Here is a 19952-nt window from a genome sequence, read left to right on the forward strand (position 1 = left end):
AGGATCGGACGCACACCACCACCCAACCCACACACGGGGCCAGACAACAGGGCAACCTCACAAAACCTACCCACGGCCACACTTGGGCGTCAAATCCGGCGACCGCACACTTTCACGGCCCGGACCCGACTGCGCTTGGATCTTCGCGGGGTTCCAACCTTAGCAGCCTCTCGGCGCCTCTCGAACCAGTGTTTCCACCGTTCCGGGCTGGTCGAGTCAACCTTGGGACCGGCCTACTTCGCACGGGGCCTCAAGCCCCACACCGTGGTGTCCGTTCCTCCCTTGCGGGCTGACATCGAGAACAGTAGATGACTCCCGGACCAGAACACAAATCGGCTCGGGGTCAGCGGGTCGCGGACCACCCGGCATACCCGATTATGTTGTGGGACAACGGTTCTAGACCTTGCGGGCGGCAGCCATGGACTTGCGGCCGCGCCGGAGGATCGCCACCGAGCCGTGGAGGAAGTGCTCATCGCGCAGGGTGAACTCCGCGTCGCTGACCTTCTCGCCGTTGACCGAGGCTCCGCCGTCGCCTATGGCGCGTCGGGCGGCGTTGCGGGAGTCGACCAGCCCGACGGCCACGAGGGCATCGGTCATGGTCATCCCCGACGACACCTCTCCCCCGGGCAGCTCGGCCGTCGCGTCCTGCAGCGTTCGCAGGTCCAGGGCAGCGAGGTCGCCCTTGCCGAAGAGGGCCTCGGACGCCGCCTGGACCGAGGCGGTGGCCTGCGCACCATGGACGAGGGTCGTCACGTCTGCCGCGAGGGTGCGCTGCGCAGCTCGCCGGAAGGGCTCCTCCGCGAGCTGACGCTCCAGCTCGGCCACCTCGTCCTGGGTGCGGTCGGTGAAGATCCGCAGGAGCTTGATGACAGAGGCGTCCTCGACGTTGAGCCAGTACTGGTAGAAGGCGTAGGGGCTCGTCATCGCAGGGGACAGCCAGACGGCGTTGCCCTCGCTCTTGCCGAACTTGTTGCCGGCAGCGTCGGTGACGAGCGGGGTCGTCAGCAGGTGGACGGACTCCCCCTCGACCTTGTGGATGAGGTCCGAACCGGCGGTGAGGTTGCCCCACTGGTCCTGCCCACCGGTCTGGAGGGTGCAGCCGTAGGCGCGGTAGAGCTCGAGGAAGTCGAGACCCTGCAGGATCTGGTAGCTGAACTCCGTGTACGAGATGCCCTCGTCCGAGCCCAGCCGCGCCGCCACCGCGTCCTTCTTGAGCATCTGGTTGACGCGGAAGTGCTTCCCGATGTCGCGCAGGAAGTCGAGCGCCGACATCGGCGCTGTCCAGTCGAGGTTGTTGACCATGACTGCCGCGTTGTCACCCTCGAAGTCGAGGAACGGCCGGACCTGGTCCTGGATGCCCGCAACCCACTCGGCCGTCTGTTCCTTGGTCTTGAGCACCCGCTCCGAGCTCGGGCGCGGGTCGCCGATGAGGCCGGTCGACCCCCCTACGAGGCAGATCACCCGGTGGCCAGCGCGCTGGAGGTGTCGCAGCACGATGAGCTGGACGAGGTTGCCGAAGTGGAGCGAGGGTGCCGTCGGGTCGAACCCGCAGTAGGCGGTGATCGGCCCGTTGGTGAGGGCGTCCCGCAGGGCACCCTCGTCAGTCGTCTGGGCGACAAGGCCGCGCCACTGCAGTTCAGCAAGGATGTCTTTCACAGGCGTCAGCCTGCCACGGACGACTCGGTGGACGCGGGGCGCATCTACGTGTGGGATGGCGTCCTGCCCACGCTTCCAGGGTGGGACCCCCGTGGGTCTCGAGACCGTCCGCGCTCTCGCGGATACCCTGCGCGAAGGGGCGGCCTGGTTCCACGCTCCCCGCCCCATGCCCTTGCGCCGCTCGGCGCCCGGGCCGTGGCGCAGGCCCTGGCGGACTGAGAGACTGCCGCCATGGTCGATGCGCAACGTGTGGTGGTGCTGTCCGACGTGCACGGGGTGCTGCCGGTCCTGGAGGCGGTGCTGGCCGAACCCGACGTCGCCGGCGCGGACCTCGTCGTCGTCACTGGGGACCACACGGCCGGACCCATGCCCGTCGAGACGCTCGATGCGCTCACCTCGCTCGGCGATCGCATCGTGCTCGTGCGGGGCAACGCAGACCGCGAAGCAGTCGCCATCCGGTCCGGCGCGGACAGTGCGCATCCCGAGTCCCTGTGGGCGGCCCATGCCCTGCGGGAGGACCAGATCGCCGTCCTGGCAGGGCTACCCCACCCCGTCACGGTCGACATCGCCGGTTTCGGCCCCGTCCTCTTCTGCCACGGGTCACCCCGCGACGACGACGAGGTCGTGCTCGTCGACTCGCCGGTCCCCGCGTGGCAGAACGCCCTCTCGACCGTGCCTGACGAGGTGGGGACGGTTGCCTGCGGGCACACCCACATGCCCTTCGTACGCCTCGTCGATCGCCGGCTGGTCCTCAACCCTGGAAGCGTCGGCATGCCCTACGGCCGCACGGGCGGAGCGTGGGCTCTCCTCGACCACGGCCAGGTCTCGTTGCGCCACACCGAGATCGACGTCGACGCCGTGTGCGCCCGCATCATTGCCGAGTCCGAGTACCCCGACCGCGCGGCTTGGGCCGACGAGTACGTCCGCTCGCGCAACAGCGACCTCGACGCGCTGACGGCGTTCACGCCGAGGGTCGGGAACCCCTCCACGGCGTGACTGGCAGACTCCGGGCATGAGTGAGCGGACGGCATACGCAGAGTTCATCGCAGGGCTGCCGAAGGCTGAGCTGCACGTCCACCACGTCGGCTCGGCACGGCCGGAGACGGTGGCGCGACTGGCCGGGCGACACCCGGATGCCGGTGTGCCCCAGGGCATCGAGGCACTGCGCGACTTCTACACGTTCTCGGACTTCGGCCACTTCATCGACGTCTACCTCGCGGTCGTAGGACTCCTGCGGACGCCCGAGGACATCCACCTGCTCACCTACGAGGTGGCCGAAGGGCTTGCGGCACAGCAGGTTCGCTACGCCGAGCTGACGATGACCCCGTTCACCAGCGTGCGGATGGGCATCGCGATCGAGGCCTACACCGAGGCCATCGAGGACGCTCGGCGGGCGGCTGAGCGCGACCACGGCATCGTCCTGCAGTGGATCTACGACATCCCGGGCGAGGCCGGGCTGGAGTCCGCGGACGCGACGCTCGGCTACGCGCTCGATCACGGCCCGCAGGCACTCATCGGGTTCGGACTGGGCGGCCCCGAGGTGCCCCGCCCCCAGTTCAAGCCGCACTTCGACCGCGCCCGTGCCGCCGGTCTGCGCTCACTCCCCCACGCCGGCGAGTCCACCGATGCCCAGTCCGTCTGGGATGCGCTGGATGCCCTCGGGGCCGAACGCATCGGCCACGGCATCCGCTCCGTCGACGACCCGCTGCTGGTCGAGCGGCTGGTCGCCGACCGCATCCCTCTCGAGGTCTGTCCGACGTCCAACCTCGCGACCCGCTGTGTCGAGCAGCTCGAGGACCACCCGATCCGGGCGCTGCGCGACGCCGGCGTCGTCGTCACCGTCAACAGCGACGACCCGCCGATGTTCGGGACGACGCTCAACCGCGAGTACGAGATCGCAGCCGACCTGCTCGACCTCGACGAGCGTGGGCTGGGTGCCCTGGCCGTGACCGCCGTGGACGCGAGCTATGCCCCCGATGCCGTCAAGGAACGCCTGCGCGTCGAGATCAGCGAGCACGTCGACGGATGACGCCGGGCCGGTAGGCGCTCACCGTCGGTTCCGCATCGATCCAGAACCGCCAGGGGTATGCCGCCCCGTCACCTCCCGGGCCACTGACGCCGACACGTGGTCCGGTGCGGACGAGGGACCGGTCGACCTCGGTCGTCGGCTCGAGGAGATGGACCTCCGCGTCGTCCGCGCACACGTCCGCCCCGGTGTGCGTCCCGTCCAACGCCAGGCTCCTGGCGAGCCGGGCCGGTCCACGGGCCAGGTCCCGGGACGTCACCCCGGGTCGGCGCTGCGCGACCAGGTCATGGCCCGCCTCGAGCTCCCCGGCGCGCAGCAGCACGGCGCTGGCCTCGCCCTCGACCCCGCACACGACGTTGGCGCACCAGTGCATTCCGTAGGTGAAGTAGACGTAGAGGTGACCCGCCGGCCCGAACATCACCGCGGTGCGCGGCGTCGGACCGCGGAAGGCGTGCGACCCCGGGTCCGCGGTCCCGGCATACGCCTCGACCTCGGTGAGCCGGAGGACCACGTCGCCGTGGACGAGACGGGCGCCGAGGAGCTCCGGCGCGACGTCGAGGACTGGCCGCGCGAAGAAGTCCCTGGCAAGGCGGCTCACCGGATGCTGGGCTGGACCTCGGCCCAGCGGCGGAGCTCGTCACGCTGCTCCGTCGCGCGGGCCAGCTGCTCGGCCACCCGCAAGGGGGCGGTGCCGCCCTTCGCGTCTCGCGATGCGAGTGAGCCCTCGACGGTGAGGACCTCACGCACGGAAGGCGTCAGGTGCTCGTCGATGCCCGACAGATCCTCGTCGGACAGGTCCCAGAGCTCGATGCCGCGACCCTCACAGACCCGCACGCACTCCCCCGCGACCTCATGGGCGACGCGGAAGGCGACGCCTTCACGCACCAGCCACTCGGCGATGTCCGTGGCGAGCGAGAAGCCCTGCGGCGCAAGGGAGGCGAGCCGGTCGGTGTCGAAGACCATCGTGCCGACCATGCCACTGAAGGCAGGCAGGAGGACCTCGAGCGTGTCGATGGAGTCGAAGACCGGCTCCTTGTCCTCCTGGAGGTCACGGTTGTAGGCCAGTGGCAGGCCCTTGAGCGTGGTGAGGAGCCCGGTGAGGTTGCCGACGAGTCGACCGGACTTGCCACGAGCGAGCTCGGCGACGTCGGGGTTCTTCTTCTGCGGCATGATGCTCGACCCCGTGGAGTAGGAGTCGTCGAGCGTGACGAAACCGAACTCCTTGGTCGCCCAGAGGATGACCTCCTCGGCCAGGCGTGACAGGTCGACCGAGACCATCGCGGTCACGAACGCGAACTCGGCGACGACGTCGCGCGCAGCCGTGCCGTCGATGGAGTTCTCGACGGCACCGTCGAAGCCGAGGTCTGCCGCCACCGCCTCGGGGTCGAGCCCGAGCGAGCTGCCGGCCAGGGCGCCAGAACCATAGGGGCTCAGGCCAGCACGGGCATCCCAGTCACGCAGCCGCTCCACGTCACGCAGCAGCGGCCAGGCGTGGGCCAGGAGGTGGTGGGCCAGGAGGACCGGCTGTGCGTGCTGGAGGTGGGTGCGTCCCGGCATGGCGACCTCGGGGTGGCGCTTCGCCTGGGAGATGAGGGCGTCGACGACGTCGAGGACGAGGCCGGCCACGGTCCGAGCGTGCTCCCGCAGATACATCCGCACGAGCGTCGCGACCTGGTCGTTGCGGGACCGTCCCGCCCGCAGCCGCCCACCGACGTCGGCGCCGGCGCGCTCGATGAGCCCGCGCTCGAGCGCCGTGTGGACGTCCTCGTCGCCGCGGGCGGGCAGGAACGCACCCGACTCGACGTCGGTGGCGAGCTGCGCCAGGGCTGCGAGCATCGCGGCGAGGTCGTCGTCACCGAGCAGGCCCGTGGCGTGGAGGACCCGGGCGTGGGCGCGCGACCCAGCCACGTCGTGCAGGGCCAGGCGCCAGTCGAAATGCGTGGAACGGGACAGCTCCGCCAATGCTTCGGCGGGGCCGCCGGTGAAGCGACCTCCCCAGAGGCTCAGACCTGTTCCCCCCTCCGACGCTGCCTCGCTGGTCTCGTGTGCGCTCACGCGTTCTCCTTGCGGGTGTAGGCCATGAGTCGGGCGGCGACCTTGCGAGACGCCGCGGCTCCGGTCGTGATGACCATGATCGTGTCATCCCCGGCGATCGTGCCGACGATGCCCGGGACGGTGGTGTGGTCGATCGCCGAGGCGAGGAAGTTCGCGGCACCCGGGGGCGTGCGCAGGACGACGAGGTTGGCCGACACCTCGGCCGACACGAGGAGCTCGTGGCAGCGCTGCGCCAGGCGGTTCGTCGTCTCCTGGCCCTCCAGTGCGACACGCACGGTGCGGTCACCACCCTGCCCGGGAACGGCATACACGAGGTTCTTCCCGGAACGGACCTTCTCGGCGCCCACGTCGACGAGGTCACGCGAGAGCGTCGCCTGCGTCACGTCGATGCCGTCCTCGAGGAGGACACCGAGGAGCTCGGTCTGGGAGCGGATGGCCCGGCTCGAGAGGATCTCGTTGATCCGTTGCAGGCGTGCGGTGCGGCTGGACGAGACGGTCACCGCCGGTCACCGCCCGACCTCTCGATGAGCCACGACAGGACGGCCTTCTGGGCGTGGAGCCGGTTCTCGGACTCGTCCCACACCACCGACTGCGGCCCGTCGATGACCGAGGCGTCCACCTCGAACCCGCGGTAGGCCGGCAGGCAGTGGAGGAAGATCGCGTCCGGCTTGGCACGTGCCAGGAGCTCGTCGCTCACGGCATAGGTCGCGAACGGGCTGGCCGAGCCCTGCCGCGACTCCTTCTGCTTCTCGAAGCCCATCGACACCCAGGTGTCGGTCGCCACCACGTCTGCACCCGTGACGGCCTCGACCGGATCCTCGAGGATCGTCACCGAGCCGCCCTGGTCGCCGGCGAGCGCCACGGCCCTGGCGAGCACGGCGGGGTTGGGCTGGTAGTCGGCAGGGGTGCCGATCCGGACGTGCAGTCCTGACATGGCCATGCCGAGAAGGTAGCTGTGGCTCATGTTGTTGGCACCGTCCCCGACGTAGGCGAAGGTCAGGCCCGCGAGGGTGCCCTTGTGCTCCTTGATCGTCAGCAGGTCGGCGAGGATCTGGCACGGGTGGAACTCGTCGGTCAGGGCATTGATGACCGGGACGCTCGAGTGCGCCGCCATCTCCTCGATGCGCTCCTGACCGTAGGTGCGCCACACGATGGCCCGCGCCTCACGGGTGAGGACCCGGGCGACGTCGGCGATGGACTCCCGGACTCCGACCTGGGCGAGCTTGCCGTCGATGACGAGCGGGAACCCGCCGAGGTGGGCGATGGCGCCGGCGAAGGACACCTGGGTGCGCAGCGTCTGCTTGTCGAAGAGGACGGCCACGACCTCAGGACCCTCGAGGCAGCGGTCGCTGAACGGTCGGGCCTTGATGGCGGCGGCGCGCTCCAGGATCTCGGCCTGCTCTGCGGGGGTGACGTCGTCGTCCCTGAGGAGGTGACGAACGGTAGCGCTCATGGTGACGACTCCTTGGCGGTGGAGATGAGAGAAGGCAGGGCGGCGACGAAGAGGTCGAGCTCCTCACGGCTGATGACCAGTGGAGGCACGAGGCGAATCGCACTGGGCGCCACCGGGTTCACGAGGAACCCCGCCTCGCGGGCGGCCGCTGCGATCCCCGCTGACAGGTCTGACCGCAGGACGATCGCGCGCAGCAGGCCTCGGCCACGCACACCCGCGATGTCGGGATGGTCCAGGGCCGTCACGGAGTGCACGATGTGCTCCCCCATCGCCGTCACGTGGCCCAGCAGGCCGTCGGCGTCGATGGTGGTCAGGACGCTCAGCCCCGCAGCGGCCACCAGTGGGTTCCCGCCGAACGTCGTCCCGTGCTGACCGGCGGTGAGCAGCCCGGTGGTCTCGGGACCGAAGGTCACCAGCGCGCCGATGGGCAGACCGCCCCCCAGACCCTTGGCGAGCGTGATGGCGTCCGGGACGATGCCGCTGCTCTGGAAGCCGAACCAGTCGCCCGTGCGGCCCACCCCTGTCTGTATCTCGTCGAGGATGAGAAGTGCCCCTGCCGCAGTGGTGATCTCACGCGCGGCCTGCAGGTATGCCGGGTCCGCGACGATCGCTCCTGCCTCACCCTGGACGGGTTCGAGGACGACGGCTGCCGTGTCCTTGGTGACCGCAGCTCGCAGGGCCTCGATGTCGTTGTAGGGGACGTGGGCGACGTCGGGGATGAGCGGGGCGAAGGGCTCGCGGTAGGCAGCCTTGTGCGTCAGGGCGAGGGCGCCGGTGGTGCGCCCGTGGAAGGCGCCCTCGGCCGCGACGATGCCCATGCGCCCGGTGCGGCGGGACAGCTTGATGGCCGCCTCGATGGCCTCGGTGCCGGAGTTCGCGAAGAAGACACCTGAGCCGGCAGGGGCTGCGGCGAGCTGGAGGACGCGCTCGGCGAGCTCGACCTGGACCCGAGAGGTGTAGAAGTTCGAGATGTGCGCCATCTCGCCGACCTGCTTGGACACGGCCGCCACGAGGGCAGGGTGGTTGTGCCCGAGCGCGTTGACGGCGATCCCACCGACGAGGTCGAGGTAGCGCTTGCCGTCGACGTCCCACACCCAGGCACCGTCACCTCGTTCGAGGACGAGCTGGGGCGCGCCGAAGACGCCGATGAGCGAGCGGGCGTAGCGATCGAGGACGTCCTGCTGGTCGTCGCTGTCGTGGACGCTCATGCGCGGTCCCCGCGAAGTATCGGAGGAGCGCAGCGGGGCGGGTCCCACGCTCTGCGTGGGCAGAACTTCGTGGGTGCGTTCATGCGTCCTCCTCGATGAGGGTGCCGATGCCGTCGGACGTGAAGACCTCGAGCAGCAGGGAGTGTGGTTCGCGTCCGTCGATGACATGGGCCTGGGGCACGCCTTCGGCGACGGCGCGGATGCAGGCCTCGAGCTTGGGGATCATGCCGGCGTCGACGGTCCTGACCAGGTCGCGCGCCTGGCTCAGGGGCAGGGACGAGAGGAGGGAGGAGCGGTCCGGCCACGCGGCATACACGCCCTCGACATCGGTGAGGACGACGAGCTTGCGAGCCCCGAGCGCGACGGCCAGGGCCGCCGCCGCGGTGTCAGCGTTGACGTTGAGCACCTGCCCTTCGTGGTCGAGGTCGGGGGCGATCGTGGAAACCACGGGGATCCGCCCTGCGTCGAGCAGGTCCATGACGGACTGGGTGTTGACCGAGACCACGTCACCGACGAGCCCCAGGTCATGCTCGACCCCGTCGACGACGACACCACGACGGCGGGCGCCGAAGAGCGCACCGTCCTCGCCGGAGAGGCCGACCGCAAGCGGTCCGTGCTGGTTGAGCAGTCCGACCAGCTCGCGGCCGACCTGGCCGGTCAGGACCATGCGCACGACGTCCATCACCTCGGGTGTGGTGACTCGCAGGCCGCCCTTGAACTCGCTCTCGAGCCCGAGACGGTCGAGCATGGCCTTGATCTGGGGGCCGCCTCCGTGCACGACGACGGGCCGCAGGCCGACGTAGCGCAGGAAGGCGATGTCCTGCGCGAAGGCGCGCTTGAGCTCGTCGTCGACCATCGCGTTGCCGCCGTACTTGACGACGACGAGGGCGCCGCGAAAGCGCTCGAGCCACGGCAGCGCCTCGACGAGGGTGCTCGCCTTGAGCCTGGTCAGTTCGTCGATCACCGGACGCTCCTCATGAGCTGTAGGCCGAGTTCTCGTGCACGTAGTCGTGCGTGAGGTCGTTGGTCCACACCGTCGCGGTGGCGTCCCCGGCGTGGAGCTCGATGACGACGCGCACCTCGCGCGGTGCCAGGTCCACGAGGTGGCGGTCGTCACCGATGGTGGCCGCCCGGCAGACCCTGACCCCGTTGATCGCGACGTCGAGGGCACTCGGGTCGAAGGCAGCACCGGTCGTCCCGACGGCCGCGAGCACACGCCCCCAGTTGGGGTCCCTGCCAAAGATCGCGGCCTTGAACAGGTTGCTCCGGGTGACGGACCGCGCCACCTCGACGGCGTCGGGCTCCGTTGCCGCAGAGCGGACTTCGACGGCGATGTCGTGGCTTGCACCCTCGGCGTCGGCCACGAGCTGACGGGCGAGCGCGGCACAGACATCGGTGACGGCAGCCGTGAGGTCCGCGCTCGAGACGGGGACGCCGGAGGCGCCCGACGCCATGAGCACGACCGTGTCGTTGGTCGACATGCACCCGTCGGAGTCGACCCGGTCGAACGTCACGGTGGTCGCGGCCCTGAGCGCGCCATCGAGGACCGCTGCGTCGACGACCGCGTCGGTCGTGATCACGCAGAGCATCGTGGCGAGCCCGGGTGCGAGCATGCCCGCACCCTTGGCCATGCCGCCCACGCTCCAGCCGCCCCGCGTCGAGGTGGCCTCCTTGGGCACGGAGTCCGTGGTCATGATGGCTCGGGCAGCCGCGGATCCGCCCTCGACCTCCAGAGCAGCGGCCGTCAGGGCGACACCGGCCTCGATCCGGTCCATCGGCAGGAACTCCCCGATGAGCCCGGTCGAGCAGACAACCACGTCCGTGGCGCTGCACCCGAGGGTGTCGGCGACCAGCTCGGCACTGCGGTGGGCGTCCTGGAACCCTCGAGGGCCCGTGCACGCGTTGGCCCCGCCGGAGTTGAGGAAGACCGCGTCGGCGCGCCCGTCGCTCACGACCTGGCGCGACCAGGTCACGGGTGCGGCCTCCACGCGGTTGGCGGTGAAGACCGCGGCGACATGATGGTCGGGTCCGTCATTGACGACCAGCGCCACGTCGCTCGAGCCCGAAGCCTTGAGGCCCGCTGTCGCGCCAGCCGCCCGAAACCCCTGTGCCGCAGTGATGCTCATGCGCCGCCCCGGCCGCTCAGGATGGTGGGCGTGATGATCAGCCCCGCCTTGCGCCACACCTCGCACGCCCGGTCCACCTTCCCCGCGGGCACGAGGACCCAGTCGGTGTCGTAGGTGGAGAGGGCGAGGACGCTGATCCCGGCCGGCACGAGGGGGCCGAGGATCTCGGCCATGACCCCGACGGCGTCGAACGCGAGTGGACCAGCGACCTCCACCGCCCGGAACGGGCCTTCCGACAGCACACCGGCAGGGATGGCATCGGCGAGGCCGACGACCGACGTCTCGTGCGGGGTGTGGCTCAGCGACGCGAAGGGACCGGCCGACCAGTCCCACGTCGGTACCTCTCCGGCATCGAGGCGCGCGACCGCGAGCAGCTCGGGATGGGTCATGAGATGCAGTGGCATGGCGCTCACGGCGCCACCCCCGATCCGAGGAGCCCGGTCGACTCGGGCAGGCCGACGGCGAGGTTGAGGCACTGGACGGCCGCGCCGGCCGTGCCCTTGGCGAGGTTGTCGATGGCGGCGACGGCCACGACCCGGCCCGCGCGCTCGTCCAGTGCGACCTGGACCGTGACGTGGTTGCTGCCGACGACGTGACCCGTGGCCGGCCACGCACCGGGCGCGAGGAGGTGGACGAACGTCTCGTGCTCGTATGCCGTGTCCCAGACCTCGCGGACGTCTGCAGCGGAGGTGCCGGACGAGACCTTGGCCGTGCACGTCGCGAGGATGCCACGAGGCATCGGGGCCAGGGTGGGGGTGAAGGAGACGGTGACTGGCGCTCCGGCGGCAGCGCCGAGGTTCTGCTCGATCTCCGGCGTGTGCCGATGGACTCCCCCGACGCCGTAGGGCGACATCGAACCCATGACCTCGGACCCGAGGAGGTGTGGCTTGAGGGCCTTGCCGGCGCCGGAGGTGCCCGAGGCCGCGACGACGACGACGTCCTGCGGCTCGACGACACCCGCCGCGAGGCCGGGCGCCAGGGCCAGGCTCACTGCCGTCGGATAGCAACCGGGCACCGCCACTCGGCGGGCCGCGGCGAGTGCATCACGTCCGCGCCCTCCGCCCGACAGTGTCAGCTCGGGCAGTCCGTAGGCCCACGACCCGGCATAGGGGGTGTCATAGAAGGCGGTCCACGCCGACTCGCTGCTCAGGCGGAAGTCCGCCCCGCAGTCGATGACGACCGTCTCGTCGCCGAGCCCTTCGGCCACGGCGGAGGAGTGTCCGTGCGGGAGGGCGAGGACGACGACGTCATGTCCCGCGAGCGTCTCTGGCGTGGTCTCGGCAAGGGTTCGGTCGCCCAGCGAGAACAGGTGCGGGTGAAGGGCGCCCAGCTGGGCACCGGCATTGCCTCCGGCGGTCACGGCGCCGATCTCGACCTCGGGATGACGCAGCAGCCATCGCAGGACCTCGCCACCGGCGTAGCCACTTGCTCCGGCGACTGCGACTCTCAGCATGTGCATAGTCTTGCATGTCACAACATCACTATGCAATTTCCGCCGTCTACCTGCCCCGCGTCCGCGAAGAGCGGTCCATGTCGACGGTCGTCGAGCTCCACGACCGTCTCCGGCCTCAGGCCAACGGGTCGTCGTCACCCCAGGCGATGAGTCCGAGCGTGCGATCGAGCTCCGACAGGCCAGCGGCGGCACGAGTCCTGAGCGACTCCACGGTGTCGGTGCCGGCACGCACCATCCGCCCGCTCCAGGGGTCGAGCTCGCCCCGCGCGATGGCGAGCAGCAGGTCGGTCACCTCCTGCGGAGAAGTCCACTCGGCCCGACCGCGGTGCATGACCATCGCCTCGGTCATGTCTGTCCTGACGACTCCGGGCGCTAGGTCGAAGACGAGCGCGGTGCGCTCCGATCCGAGACCGAGCTGCGACGTGAGCCGCGCCAGGGCACCCTTGCTGAGGTTGTATGCCGTCGCGTTGTCGGCGTTCTTGTAGGCGGCGCCCGAGTTGAGGTTGACGATCCTCCCGACCTCCGGGGCGAGGTGCGGGAGCACCGCCCGAGTCATGAGGTAGGGGCCGCGCACGTTGGTCTCGACGGTCTCCCACCATTGCTCGGGGTCACTGTCGACGAGAGCCACCTCGGCGTCGATGACGCCGGCGTTGTTGACCAGCAGGTCGATCCGGCCGTGGCGAGCCACGATGTCGCCGACCCAAGCCTCGACGGCCAGCCGATCCGTCACCGGCGCCGTGGAGCGTGAACCGCGCTCCACGGCATACCCGCTGTCCTGCAACGCATCGGCGATGTGCGCGCCGATGCCGCGGGACGCTCCCGTGACGATCGCGACCGGCTGCGTCATCGCTGCACCGCTCCCGTCGCCGCCGATGCCGAAGCCACCGCGGAGTCACGCAACGCGGACACCTCTTCGGTCCGGAGGGTGCGATCGGCCCGGAAGGTCAACCGGTAGGCCAGCGACTTCCTGCCCGAGTCGAGCTGGTCGCCGCGGTAGATGTCGAAGAGCGCCAGGGCCTCCAACGACTCTCCGGCGCCGTCGCGCAACGCGGACTCGACGTCGGCCGCCGCCACCGAGTCGTCGACCATGAGGGCCACGTCGGTGTGCGCTGCCGGGAAGGTGGACAGCTGGTGCGCCTGGACGGGAGTCCCGCTCGCCGCCACGAGGGCATCGACGTCGAGCTCACCGGCCACGGTGCCCGCGGGCAGGTCGAGCGTCGCAACGACCTTGGGGTGCAGCTCGCCGACCTGACCGACGACCGTGCCGTCGGACAGCGTGATGGCCGCACACCTGCCCGGATGGAACGGTGCACGGTCGCGAGCCGCGACGACGGACAGGTCGAGACCGACGGCTCGGCCGACCGCCAGGGCCCAGCCGACGCCGTCGGTGGCGTCGACGCGCCGGGACGGGCCCCAGGGGCCGCCCCGTTCGATGTCACCGGCAGCGGCGAACGCCACGTGCCGGGGCTGGGCCGGCACCGCCCCGAGGATCCGGGCCAGCGTCGCGTCGTCGGGACGGGCGTCGGCCGGGGGAACGGGAGCGGTCGCAGGGGCCGACGATCCCACCGTCACTAGGCCCACCTCGTAGAGCGCGACATCGCGCGCACCCCGTGAGACGTTGCGGCGCAAGGCATCCAGCAGGGTGTCCAGGATCGAGGTCCGCATGAGCGGCGCCTCGTCGGAGAGAGGGTTGGCGATGCGCACCGTCGAGCGACGCTCGTCGTCCGACGCGTAGCCGAGCTCGTCGAACCTGGCGTCGCCGATGAACGGGTAGGTCAGCACCTCGACGAGCCCCTGATGAGCGAGGGTCCCGGCGATCGTGCGTCGGACCCGCTGACCATGGGTGAGGCCACGACCGGCGCTCTTGGGCTGGGGGAGGACAGACGGGATCTGGTCATAGCCGCGGACCCGGGCGACCTCCTCGACGAGCTCGGGACCGTCGGTGAGGTCGGGGCGCCACGTCGCCGGGGTCACCGAGACGACGTCACCCTCCCGCTCCTCGACGTCACAGCCGATCGCACGCAGGGTGGTGAGGACCTCGGCCCGTGGGTAGTCCAGGCCGATGTAGCGCGTCGGGAGCGTGACCGGGAAGTCGAAGACCGTGGGCGGGTTGCGGCGGTCGACATCGGTGACGCCGGGGTCCGGCGTGCCTCCGCCGTGCTCGACGAGCAGGTCGACCGCAAGCTGGGCGGCAGCTGCCGTCACCGCCGGGTCCACGCCCCGCTCGAAGCGCTTGGACGCCTCGGTCGTGAGCCGGTGGCGCCGGGCGGATCGCGCGACCGTCACCGGGTCGAAGTGCGCAGCCTCGATGAGCACGTTGGTGGTCGAGTCACTCACCTCGGAGGACTCACCGCCCATGACTCCGGCGATCGCGAGCGGCGCGTCGGATCCGTCGACGATGAGCAGGTCCTCCGGGTCGAGGGCGCGTTCGACGTCATCGAGGGTCGTGAGCGTCTCCCCCGCCCGGGCACGGCGCGTGCCGATCGACCCGGACAGGGTGTCGAGGTCGAAGGCGTGCAGCGGCTGGCCGAGCAGCAGCATGACGTAGTTGGTCACGTCGACGGCGAGCGAGATGGGGCGCATGCCGACCTGGGTCAGCCGCTTCTGCATCCACGGCGGGCTCGTGGCAGTCGTGTCGACGCCACGCACGACGCGAGCGACGTAGCGGTCGCACCCCGCACGGCCCTCGAGCGGACTCTCGTCGGCCAGCGACACGGCATACCCGTCGTCGTTGGGCTCGGCCACGTCGAGGCGGGCAGGGTCGCGGAACGTCCCGCCCGTCGACAGGGCGTACTCGCGCGCGATCCCGCGCATCGAGAAGCAGTAGCCGCGATCCGGCGTCACGTTGACCTCGACGACCTCGTCGCCGAGGCCGAGCAGGGCGATGGCGTCGTCTCCGGGCTCGAGGGCGGCAGCTGCGTCCGCACCGAGCAGCTCGGTCAGGACGATGATGCCGTCGTGGTCCTCCCCCAGACCCAGCTCGGCGGCCGAGCAGATCATCCCGTTGGAGACGTGGCCGTAGGTCTTGCGCGCCGAGATCTCGAACCCGCCGGGCAGGACACCGCCGGGCAGGACGACCACCACGAGGTCCCCGGGTCCGAAGTTGTGGGCGCCGCAGACGATCTCCTGGGCCTTGCCCTCGGAGGTCCTCTGCCCGTGGTCACCCACGTCGACCGTGCACCAGTTGATCGTCTTGCCGTTCTTCTGTGGCTCGGGCTCCACGGTGAGGACGCGGCCGACCACGAGGGGACCAGCGATGTCGCCACCGTGCAGGCCCTCCTCCTCCAGACCGACACGGACGAGTGCCGCCGCGATGTCGACGCCCTGGGCGTCGGACGGGACGTCGGCGAGCTCACGCAACCACGAGACGGGGGCGTGCATCAGATCTCCATTCCGAACTGGCGGGAGAAGCGAACGTCTCCCTCGACGATGTCGTGCATGTCAGCGATCCCGTGGCGCAGCATGAGGGAGCGCTCGATGCCGAGGCCGAAGGCGAACCCCGTGTAGCGGTCCGGGTCGATCCCGGCGCTGCGCAGGACGCGTCGGTTGACCATGCCGGAGCCACCGAGCTCGATCCAACCGGTGCCCCCACAGGAACGGCACGCCTTGACCTCAGCGTCGGAGCCGCCGCGACACACCCAGCACTGGCAGTCGATCTCGGCGCTCGGCTCGGTGAACGGGAAGTAGTTGGGCCGCAGGCGCGTGACGATCCCGTCGCCGAAGAGCCGTTGCACGAAGGCGTCGAGCGTGCCCCGCAGGTGAGCCATGGTGACGCCCTCGTCGACGACGAGACCCTCGAACTGGTGGAACACCGGGGTGTGCGTCGCGTCCAGGTCGTCGGTCCGGAAGGTCTTGCCGGGGCAGAGGACATAGATGGGCGGCTCACGGTCGAGCATGGTGCGCACCTGCACGGGTGACGTGTGCGTCCGAAGGACCAGCCCGGACCCGGCCGGCGCGACGTAGAACGTGTCCGCCTCCTGGCGGGCCGGGTGGTCGGGTCCGATGTTGAGCGCGTCGAAGTTCAGCCACTCCGACTCGATCTCGGGCCCCTCGGCGATCTCCCAGCCCATGGACACGAAGATGTCCTCCACGCGCTCGGAGACGAGGTTGACCGGGTGCCGGGCCCCCACGGGGCGACGAGGCACACGGACGGTGAGGTCCTGGGTCTCCTCGACGAGCACTCGCTCGTCGCGCTCGGCCTCGAGCTCGACCTGACGCGCGGCGAAGGCCTGGCCCACCCGGCCGCGTGCCTGACCGACACGCTTGCCGGCCTCGGCCTTGGCACTGGGAGGCAGTGCGCCGATCTCGCGGTTGGCCTGGGCAAGGGGCGACCTGTCCCCGGTGTGCGTGGGCCGCAGCGACTTGAGCTCGTCGAGCGAGGTCGCTGCCGCCACGGCGCCCAGTGCGCTCGTCACGGCGTCCTCGATGGCTCGGGGGTCGAGCACGGCGACCTCCACCGGGTCGAAGTTCGTGTTGGGTCCAGACATGGCTTCCACTTCTCGTCGCGGGCAACGGGTTTGCCCTTGCGGGCCAGTGCGCTTGCGCGCCAGCGCCCTGCAGGCTTGGGTCATCGGATGCGTGAGGCCTCACGCGCCCCCGGGCCGGCCGTGGTCGCCGAGCCTCGATCGCACGAGCTCAGGCGGCCTGCGTCTCCGGGCCCGAGGGCACGGTAAATCGGCGCACGGCACGGGGCATGCGGGAGGCCGAGGCGGGAGACATGTCGACCAGCCTAGCGCCCGGGCGCGTGCCGGCGTCGACGGGTTTGGGCGGCCGCGGCACCGAGGAGGGCCACGACCAGACCCACGACGGCAGGCGCCACGAAGCCTCCACCGGCTCCGACCTCGTCGATGGCCAGACCGGCAAAGGGCGCGCCCATGGCGCCGCCCAGGGTCAACGACGAACCGTGCCACCCCATCGCCTCGCCGCGGGCCGAAGCCGGCACGATTCGGCTCGCCTGGTCCACGCTGGCGGTGATCGTCGGGGCACACAGGACCCCGGCGACGAAGGCGAGGACCGACAGGGAGAACAGGCCGTGGGCCAGTGCCATCGGCAGGGTGACCAGCGCCAGGGCACCGAGCAACCAGAAGGTCGAGATCGACCTGCTCAGCCCGCCGTAGACCAGGGCGCCGAACAGCGAACCGAGCCCCCAGAGGCCCAGGACGATGCCGATGGACGTCGGCGACCCCAGCTCCCGCATGCGCGCCACGATCCCGAGGTCCGTCCCGGACAGCACGAAGGTCGCGCACGCGGCAGCGCAGCACACGGCGATGAAGGGCAACCCCAGCCACGACGACCGCGACGGATGCTCCCCTGGGTCGTCGTCCTCGGAGTCGCTGCGCAGGGGCAGGTTGACGAGCCACAGGGTGAGGCCCCCGACGACCCCGAGCATCTGGACGGCGAAGAGCACCCACCGCGTGTCCCAGTGGGACGCCGCCCAGATCGTCGTGGCCGGGCCGATGATGAAGGCGATCTCGACGGCGACGGAGTCGAGCGAGATCGCGGTGCGACGCTCCTGGCTCGGCACCGCGGCCATGACGGCCTGGCGGATGATGGAGAAGCTCGGGATGACGAAGAGCCCGGCCACCCCCGCGAGGACGAGCAGCGGCAGGTAGTCGACCCACGGCGCGATGGACCAGCAGACGAGGGCCACCACCGTGGACGGGAGGACGACCCTGCGCAGTCCTATCCGGTCCAGCAGACGACCCCGCCACGGCCCACTCACCGCGATCGCGACCGTCGCGACGGAGGCGAGCAGTCCCGCGGCGGCATACGAACGATCGAGGGTGGAGACGACGTGCACCGTCAGGAGGACGCCGGCGGAGAACACCGGGATCCGCACGAACGACCCGAGGAGCAGGGCCAGCCTCAGGTCTCGACTCGCCAGGGCGACGCGGTAGGGCGCGATGGACACGACCGCCACCCGACACCCCTTGCTCGAAACCGCTCCTGCAGAACGCTTCGCAGCGTATGCCGGGTGGCTTCACCGACCAAGCCCGATACGGCGACGTGACCGCCAACCGTCCGGCCAGGTGTCCGCCAAGCGTCCGGCCGGTGTCCGGCTAGGTGGGCTCCCCGGGGAAGAAGACGCGGACGACGGCACCGCTGTCAGCACCATCGTCGATCTGGGCCCACCCACCGTGGGCCTCGACGATGCCCTTGACGATGTAGAGGCCCAGGCCGGTGCCGGTCCCGCTCGGCCCGTGCCAGAACCGGCCGAAGACGGCCCGCCGTTGTTCGGCCGGGATCCCTGCTCCGTCATCGCTGACGCTGATCAGCACCCCGGTCCCGTCGTGCGACGCGTGGGGGGACGCGCTGAGGTCCACCCGACCGTGGCCGTGTCGCACAGCGTTCTCGACGAGGTTGGAGAGCACCTGGTCGAGGCGGTCGCTGTCGGCGTAGACCTCTTCGGCTCCGGGCTCGATCGTGATGGTGAAGTCGCTCGCATCGCCGCCGGCTGCCACCGCCCGCTCGACGTGTCGGGTGAAGAACTCCCGCACCGGCACCGGGATCTCGTGGATCCGCAGCTTGCCCGTGTCGATGCGCGAGACGTCGAGGAGGTCGGTGATGAGTCGGGTGAGGCGGTCGGCGTCGGAGTCGACGGCCTCGATCATCGTCAGTCGCTGCGGCTCGGTGAACTGGTCCCACCGGCGCAGCAGGGTCGATGAGAAACCCTTGACTCCCGTCAACGGGGAGCGGAGCTCGTGGGCGATCGTCGAGATGAGCGCCGCGTGGTCGTGCTCGGCTCGACGACGTGCCTCGGCATCACGCAGGCCGAGCAGGATGCCGGCGAGGGGCCCGCCCCGGCCCGTCCGCTCATACTTGGCGGTGACGAGGAGCTCCGTGCCGTCACTGGTCTGGAGCAGCTTCTCCCGGTGGCCGGTGCGGATGCGCAGTCCGTTCCACGGGTCGGTGAGGGTCCACCACGACTCGCCGTTGCGCGTCTCGAGTGGGAGGGCCGTGCGGATGTCCCGTCCGACCAGCTCAGCCGCCCCCCGACCGAGGACCTGCTCGGCGCGCCTGTTGACCGAGGTCACGGTGCCGTCTGCGTCGGCGGTGACCAGACCGTCCGGAAGCATCTGCGCCGCCACCACGGTCGCAGACGGAACGGTCGAGGGATTCTCCGAGGCGGGGGACGCATCCATGGCAACATCCCACCACGTCAGGGGCGCCGCGTCGCCCCGGCGGACGTTGCGAGGCAGATCGTCGCGGCCATGGCGAGGTTCAGCGACTCGACGCGCTCGTGGATCGGCACCCTCACCACGTCGGTGCAGCGGTCGCGGATCTCGGGCGGCAGCCCCCATGCCTCGTTGCCCATGACCCAGGCGTGCGGCTGGCTCACGTCGACGTCGGGCAGCAGGGTCTCGCCGACTCCGTCGGCAGCAAGAGTCCGTATGCCGTGTGCGGCCAGGGCGTCCAACGTCGTGTGGGCGTCGAGACCCGTGACGACGGGCAGGTGGAAGAGGGATCCGGCGGTGGAGCGGACCACCTTGGGCGAGAGGACGTCGACGGAGCCGTCGGTGACGAGCACGGCGTCCGCGCCGAAGGCGTCGGCGCCACGGATGACCGTCCCGGCGTTGCCCGGGTCGCGCACGTTGCTCAGCAGCACGACGAGTCGCGGGTCGTCGGCGAGCACCCCCTCGAGGGTGTGGGGCTGCGCCGCGACCACGGCGAGCAGCCCCTGCGGCGACTCGGTGTCGGACATCGCGGCGAGCACGGCGTCGTCGACCTCATGGACGTGGAGGCCGACGTCCTGAGCGGCTGCGACGAGGTCGTTGTGACGCTCGATCGCGGCGGAGGTGACGTAGAGGTCGTCGATGCGCGCGGCGGCATACCGGATCGCCTCGCGCACGCCCTGCGGGCCGTCCACGACGAAACGACCCGTCCGCTCACGCACGGAGCGCCGGGAGAGCGATCGCACTGACTTGACCCGATCAGATCGGACGTTGGTCAGCACGGCTCTCCCGGCGCTGCGACA

At 70.5% G+C, this 19952-nt stretch carries 18 protein-coding genes; 2 read left to right on the forward strand and 16 right to left on the reverse strand.

Annotation, left to right across the window (positions count from 1 at the left end):
• Positions 1 to 396: 396 nt before the first annotated feature.
• Positions 397 to 1656 (reverse strand): tyrosine--tRNA ligase, encoded by a 1260-nt coding sequence (tyrS, locus tag ACFQW8_RS00005; RefSeq protein WP_380084925.1) that lies wholly within the window; start codon positions 1654 to 1656, stop codon positions 397 to 399.
• Between the two features lie 231 nt (positions 1657 to 1887).
• On the opposite strand from tyrS, the gene ACFQW8_RS00010 reads away from it, so the two are divergent.
• Both ACFQW8_RS00010 and ACFQW8_RS00015 read left to right on the forward strand, forming a co-directional pair.
• On the forward strand, positions 1888 to 2652 hold the full coding sequence (locus ACFQW8_RS00010; RefSeq protein ID WP_380084926.1) for a metallophosphoesterase family protein: 765 nt from the start codon (positions 1888 to 1890) through the stop codon (positions 2650 to 2652).
• Positions 2653 to 2668: 16 nt separating this feature from the next.
• Positions 2669 to 3685, forward strand: coding sequence for an adenosine deaminase (locus ACFQW8_RS00015; protein WP_380084927.1), 1017 nt, complete (start codon positions 2669 to 2671; stop codon positions 3683 to 3685).
• Here the strand turns inward: ACFQW8_RS00015 and ACFQW8_RS00020 are convergent.
• From ACFQW8_RS00020 to ACFQW8_RS00090, 15 genes are all read right to left on the reverse strand, one after another.
• A complete protein-coding gene (locus ACFQW8_RS00020) occupies positions 3663 to 4280 on the reverse strand; it encodes a DNA-3-methyladenine glycosylase (RefSeq protein WP_380084928.1) in 618 nt (205 codons plus the stop codon). The two genes, ACFQW8_RS00015 and ACFQW8_RS00020, sit on opposite strands and share 23 nt — an antisense overlap.
• Complete coding sequence (gene argH, locus ACFQW8_RS00025; RefSeq protein WP_380084929.1) at positions 4277 to 5737, reverse strand: argininosuccinate lyase; 1461 nt, start codon at positions 5735 to 5737, stop codon at positions 4277 to 4279. Before argH ends, ACFQW8_RS00020 begins: the two co-directional genes overlap by 4 nt.
• Positions 5734 to 6237, reverse strand: a complete 504-nt coding sequence (locus ACFQW8_RS00030; protein ID WP_380084930.1) for an arginine repressor — start codon at positions 6235 to 6237, stop codon at positions 5734 to 5736. Before ACFQW8_RS00030 ends, argH begins: the two co-directional genes overlap by 4 nt.
• Positions 6234 to 7190, reverse strand: coding sequence for an ornithine carbamoyltransferase (argF, locus tag ACFQW8_RS00035; protein WP_380084931.1), 957 nt, complete (start codon positions 7188 to 7190; stop codon positions 6234 to 6236). The genes ACFQW8_RS00030 and argF overlap by 4 nt, the downstream gene beginning before the upstream one ends.
• Complete coding sequence (locus tag ACFQW8_RS00040; RefSeq protein ID WP_380084932.1) at positions 7187 to 8398, reverse strand: acetylornithine transaminase; 1212 nt, start codon at positions 8396 to 8398, stop codon at positions 7187 to 7189. The genes argF and ACFQW8_RS00040 overlap by 4 nt, the downstream gene beginning before the upstream one ends.
• Positions 8399 to 8477: 79 nt before the next feature.
• Entirely contained in the window at positions 8478 to 9362 is an 885-nt protein-coding gene (gene argB / locus ACFQW8_RS00045) for an acetylglutamate kinase (protein WP_380084933.1), read from the reverse strand.
• A 10-nt stretch (positions 9363 to 9372) separates the two neighbouring features.
• Positions 9373 to 10524: a bifunctional glutamate N-acetyltransferase/amino-acid acetyltransferase ArgJ gene (gene argJ / locus ACFQW8_RS00050; protein WP_380084934.1), complete on the reverse strand. Its 1152-nt coding sequence runs from the start codon at positions 10522 to 10524 to the stop codon at positions 9373 to 9375.
• Positions 10521 to 10928, reverse strand: a complete 408-nt coding sequence (locus ACFQW8_RS00055) for an ACT domain-containing protein (protein WP_380088535.1) — start codon at positions 10926 to 10928, stop codon at positions 10521 to 10523. The genes argJ and ACFQW8_RS00055 overlap by 4 nt, the downstream gene beginning before the upstream one ends.
• A 5-nt stretch (positions 10929 to 10933) precedes the next feature.
• Positions 10934 to 11977, reverse strand: coding sequence for an N-acetyl-gamma-glutamyl-phosphate reductase (gene argC, locus ACFQW8_RS00060; protein WP_380084935.1), 1044 nt, complete (start codon positions 11975 to 11977; stop codon positions 10934 to 10936).
• 115 nt (positions 11978 to 12092) lie between these two features.
• A complete protein-coding gene (locus ACFQW8_RS00065; protein ID WP_380084936.1) occupies positions 12093 to 12824 on the reverse strand; it encodes an SDR family NAD(P)-dependent oxidoreductase in 732 nt (243 codons plus the stop codon).
• Entirely contained in the window at positions 12821 to 15358 is a 2538-nt protein-coding gene (gene pheT, locus ACFQW8_RS00070) for a phenylalanine--tRNA ligase subunit beta (protein WP_380084937.1), read from the reverse strand. Before pheT ends, ACFQW8_RS00065 begins: the two co-directional genes overlap by 4 nt.
• Positions 15358 to 16464 carry a phenylalanine--tRNA ligase subunit alpha gene (gene pheS / locus ACFQW8_RS00075; RefSeq protein WP_380084938.1) on the reverse strand — a complete coding sequence of 369 codons (1107 nt, stop codon included), beginning with the start codon at positions 16462 to 16464 and terminating at the stop codon, positions 15358 to 15360. Before pheS ends, pheT begins: the two co-directional genes overlap by 1 nt.
• Before the next feature lie 242 nt (positions 16465 to 16706).
• A complete protein-coding gene (locus ACFQW8_RS00080) occupies positions 16707 to 17897 on the reverse strand; it encodes an MFS transporter (protein WP_380084939.1) in 1191 nt (396 codons plus the stop codon).
• Positions 17898 to 18036: 139 nt separating this feature from the next.
• Positions 18037 to 19119, reverse strand: coding sequence for a PAS domain-containing sensor histidine kinase (locus ACFQW8_RS00085; RefSeq protein ID WP_380084940.1), 1083 nt, complete (start codon positions 19117 to 19119; stop codon positions 18037 to 18039).
• Positions 19120 to 19136: 17 nt separating this feature from the next.
• The gene (locus ACFQW8_RS00090) at positions 19137 to 19931 is read right to left on the reverse strand and encodes a TrmH family RNA methyltransferase (RefSeq protein ID WP_380084941.1); all 795 of its coding nucleotides are present in this window, start codon (positions 19929 to 19931) and stop codon (positions 19137 to 19139) included.
• Positions 19932 to 19952: the final 21 nt, after the last annotated feature.

The organism is Knoellia altitudinis, from assembly GCF_042666355.1.
Classification (GTDB): Bacteria; Actinomycetota; Actinomycetes; order Actinomycetales; family Dermatophilaceae; genus Knoellia; species Knoellia altitudinis.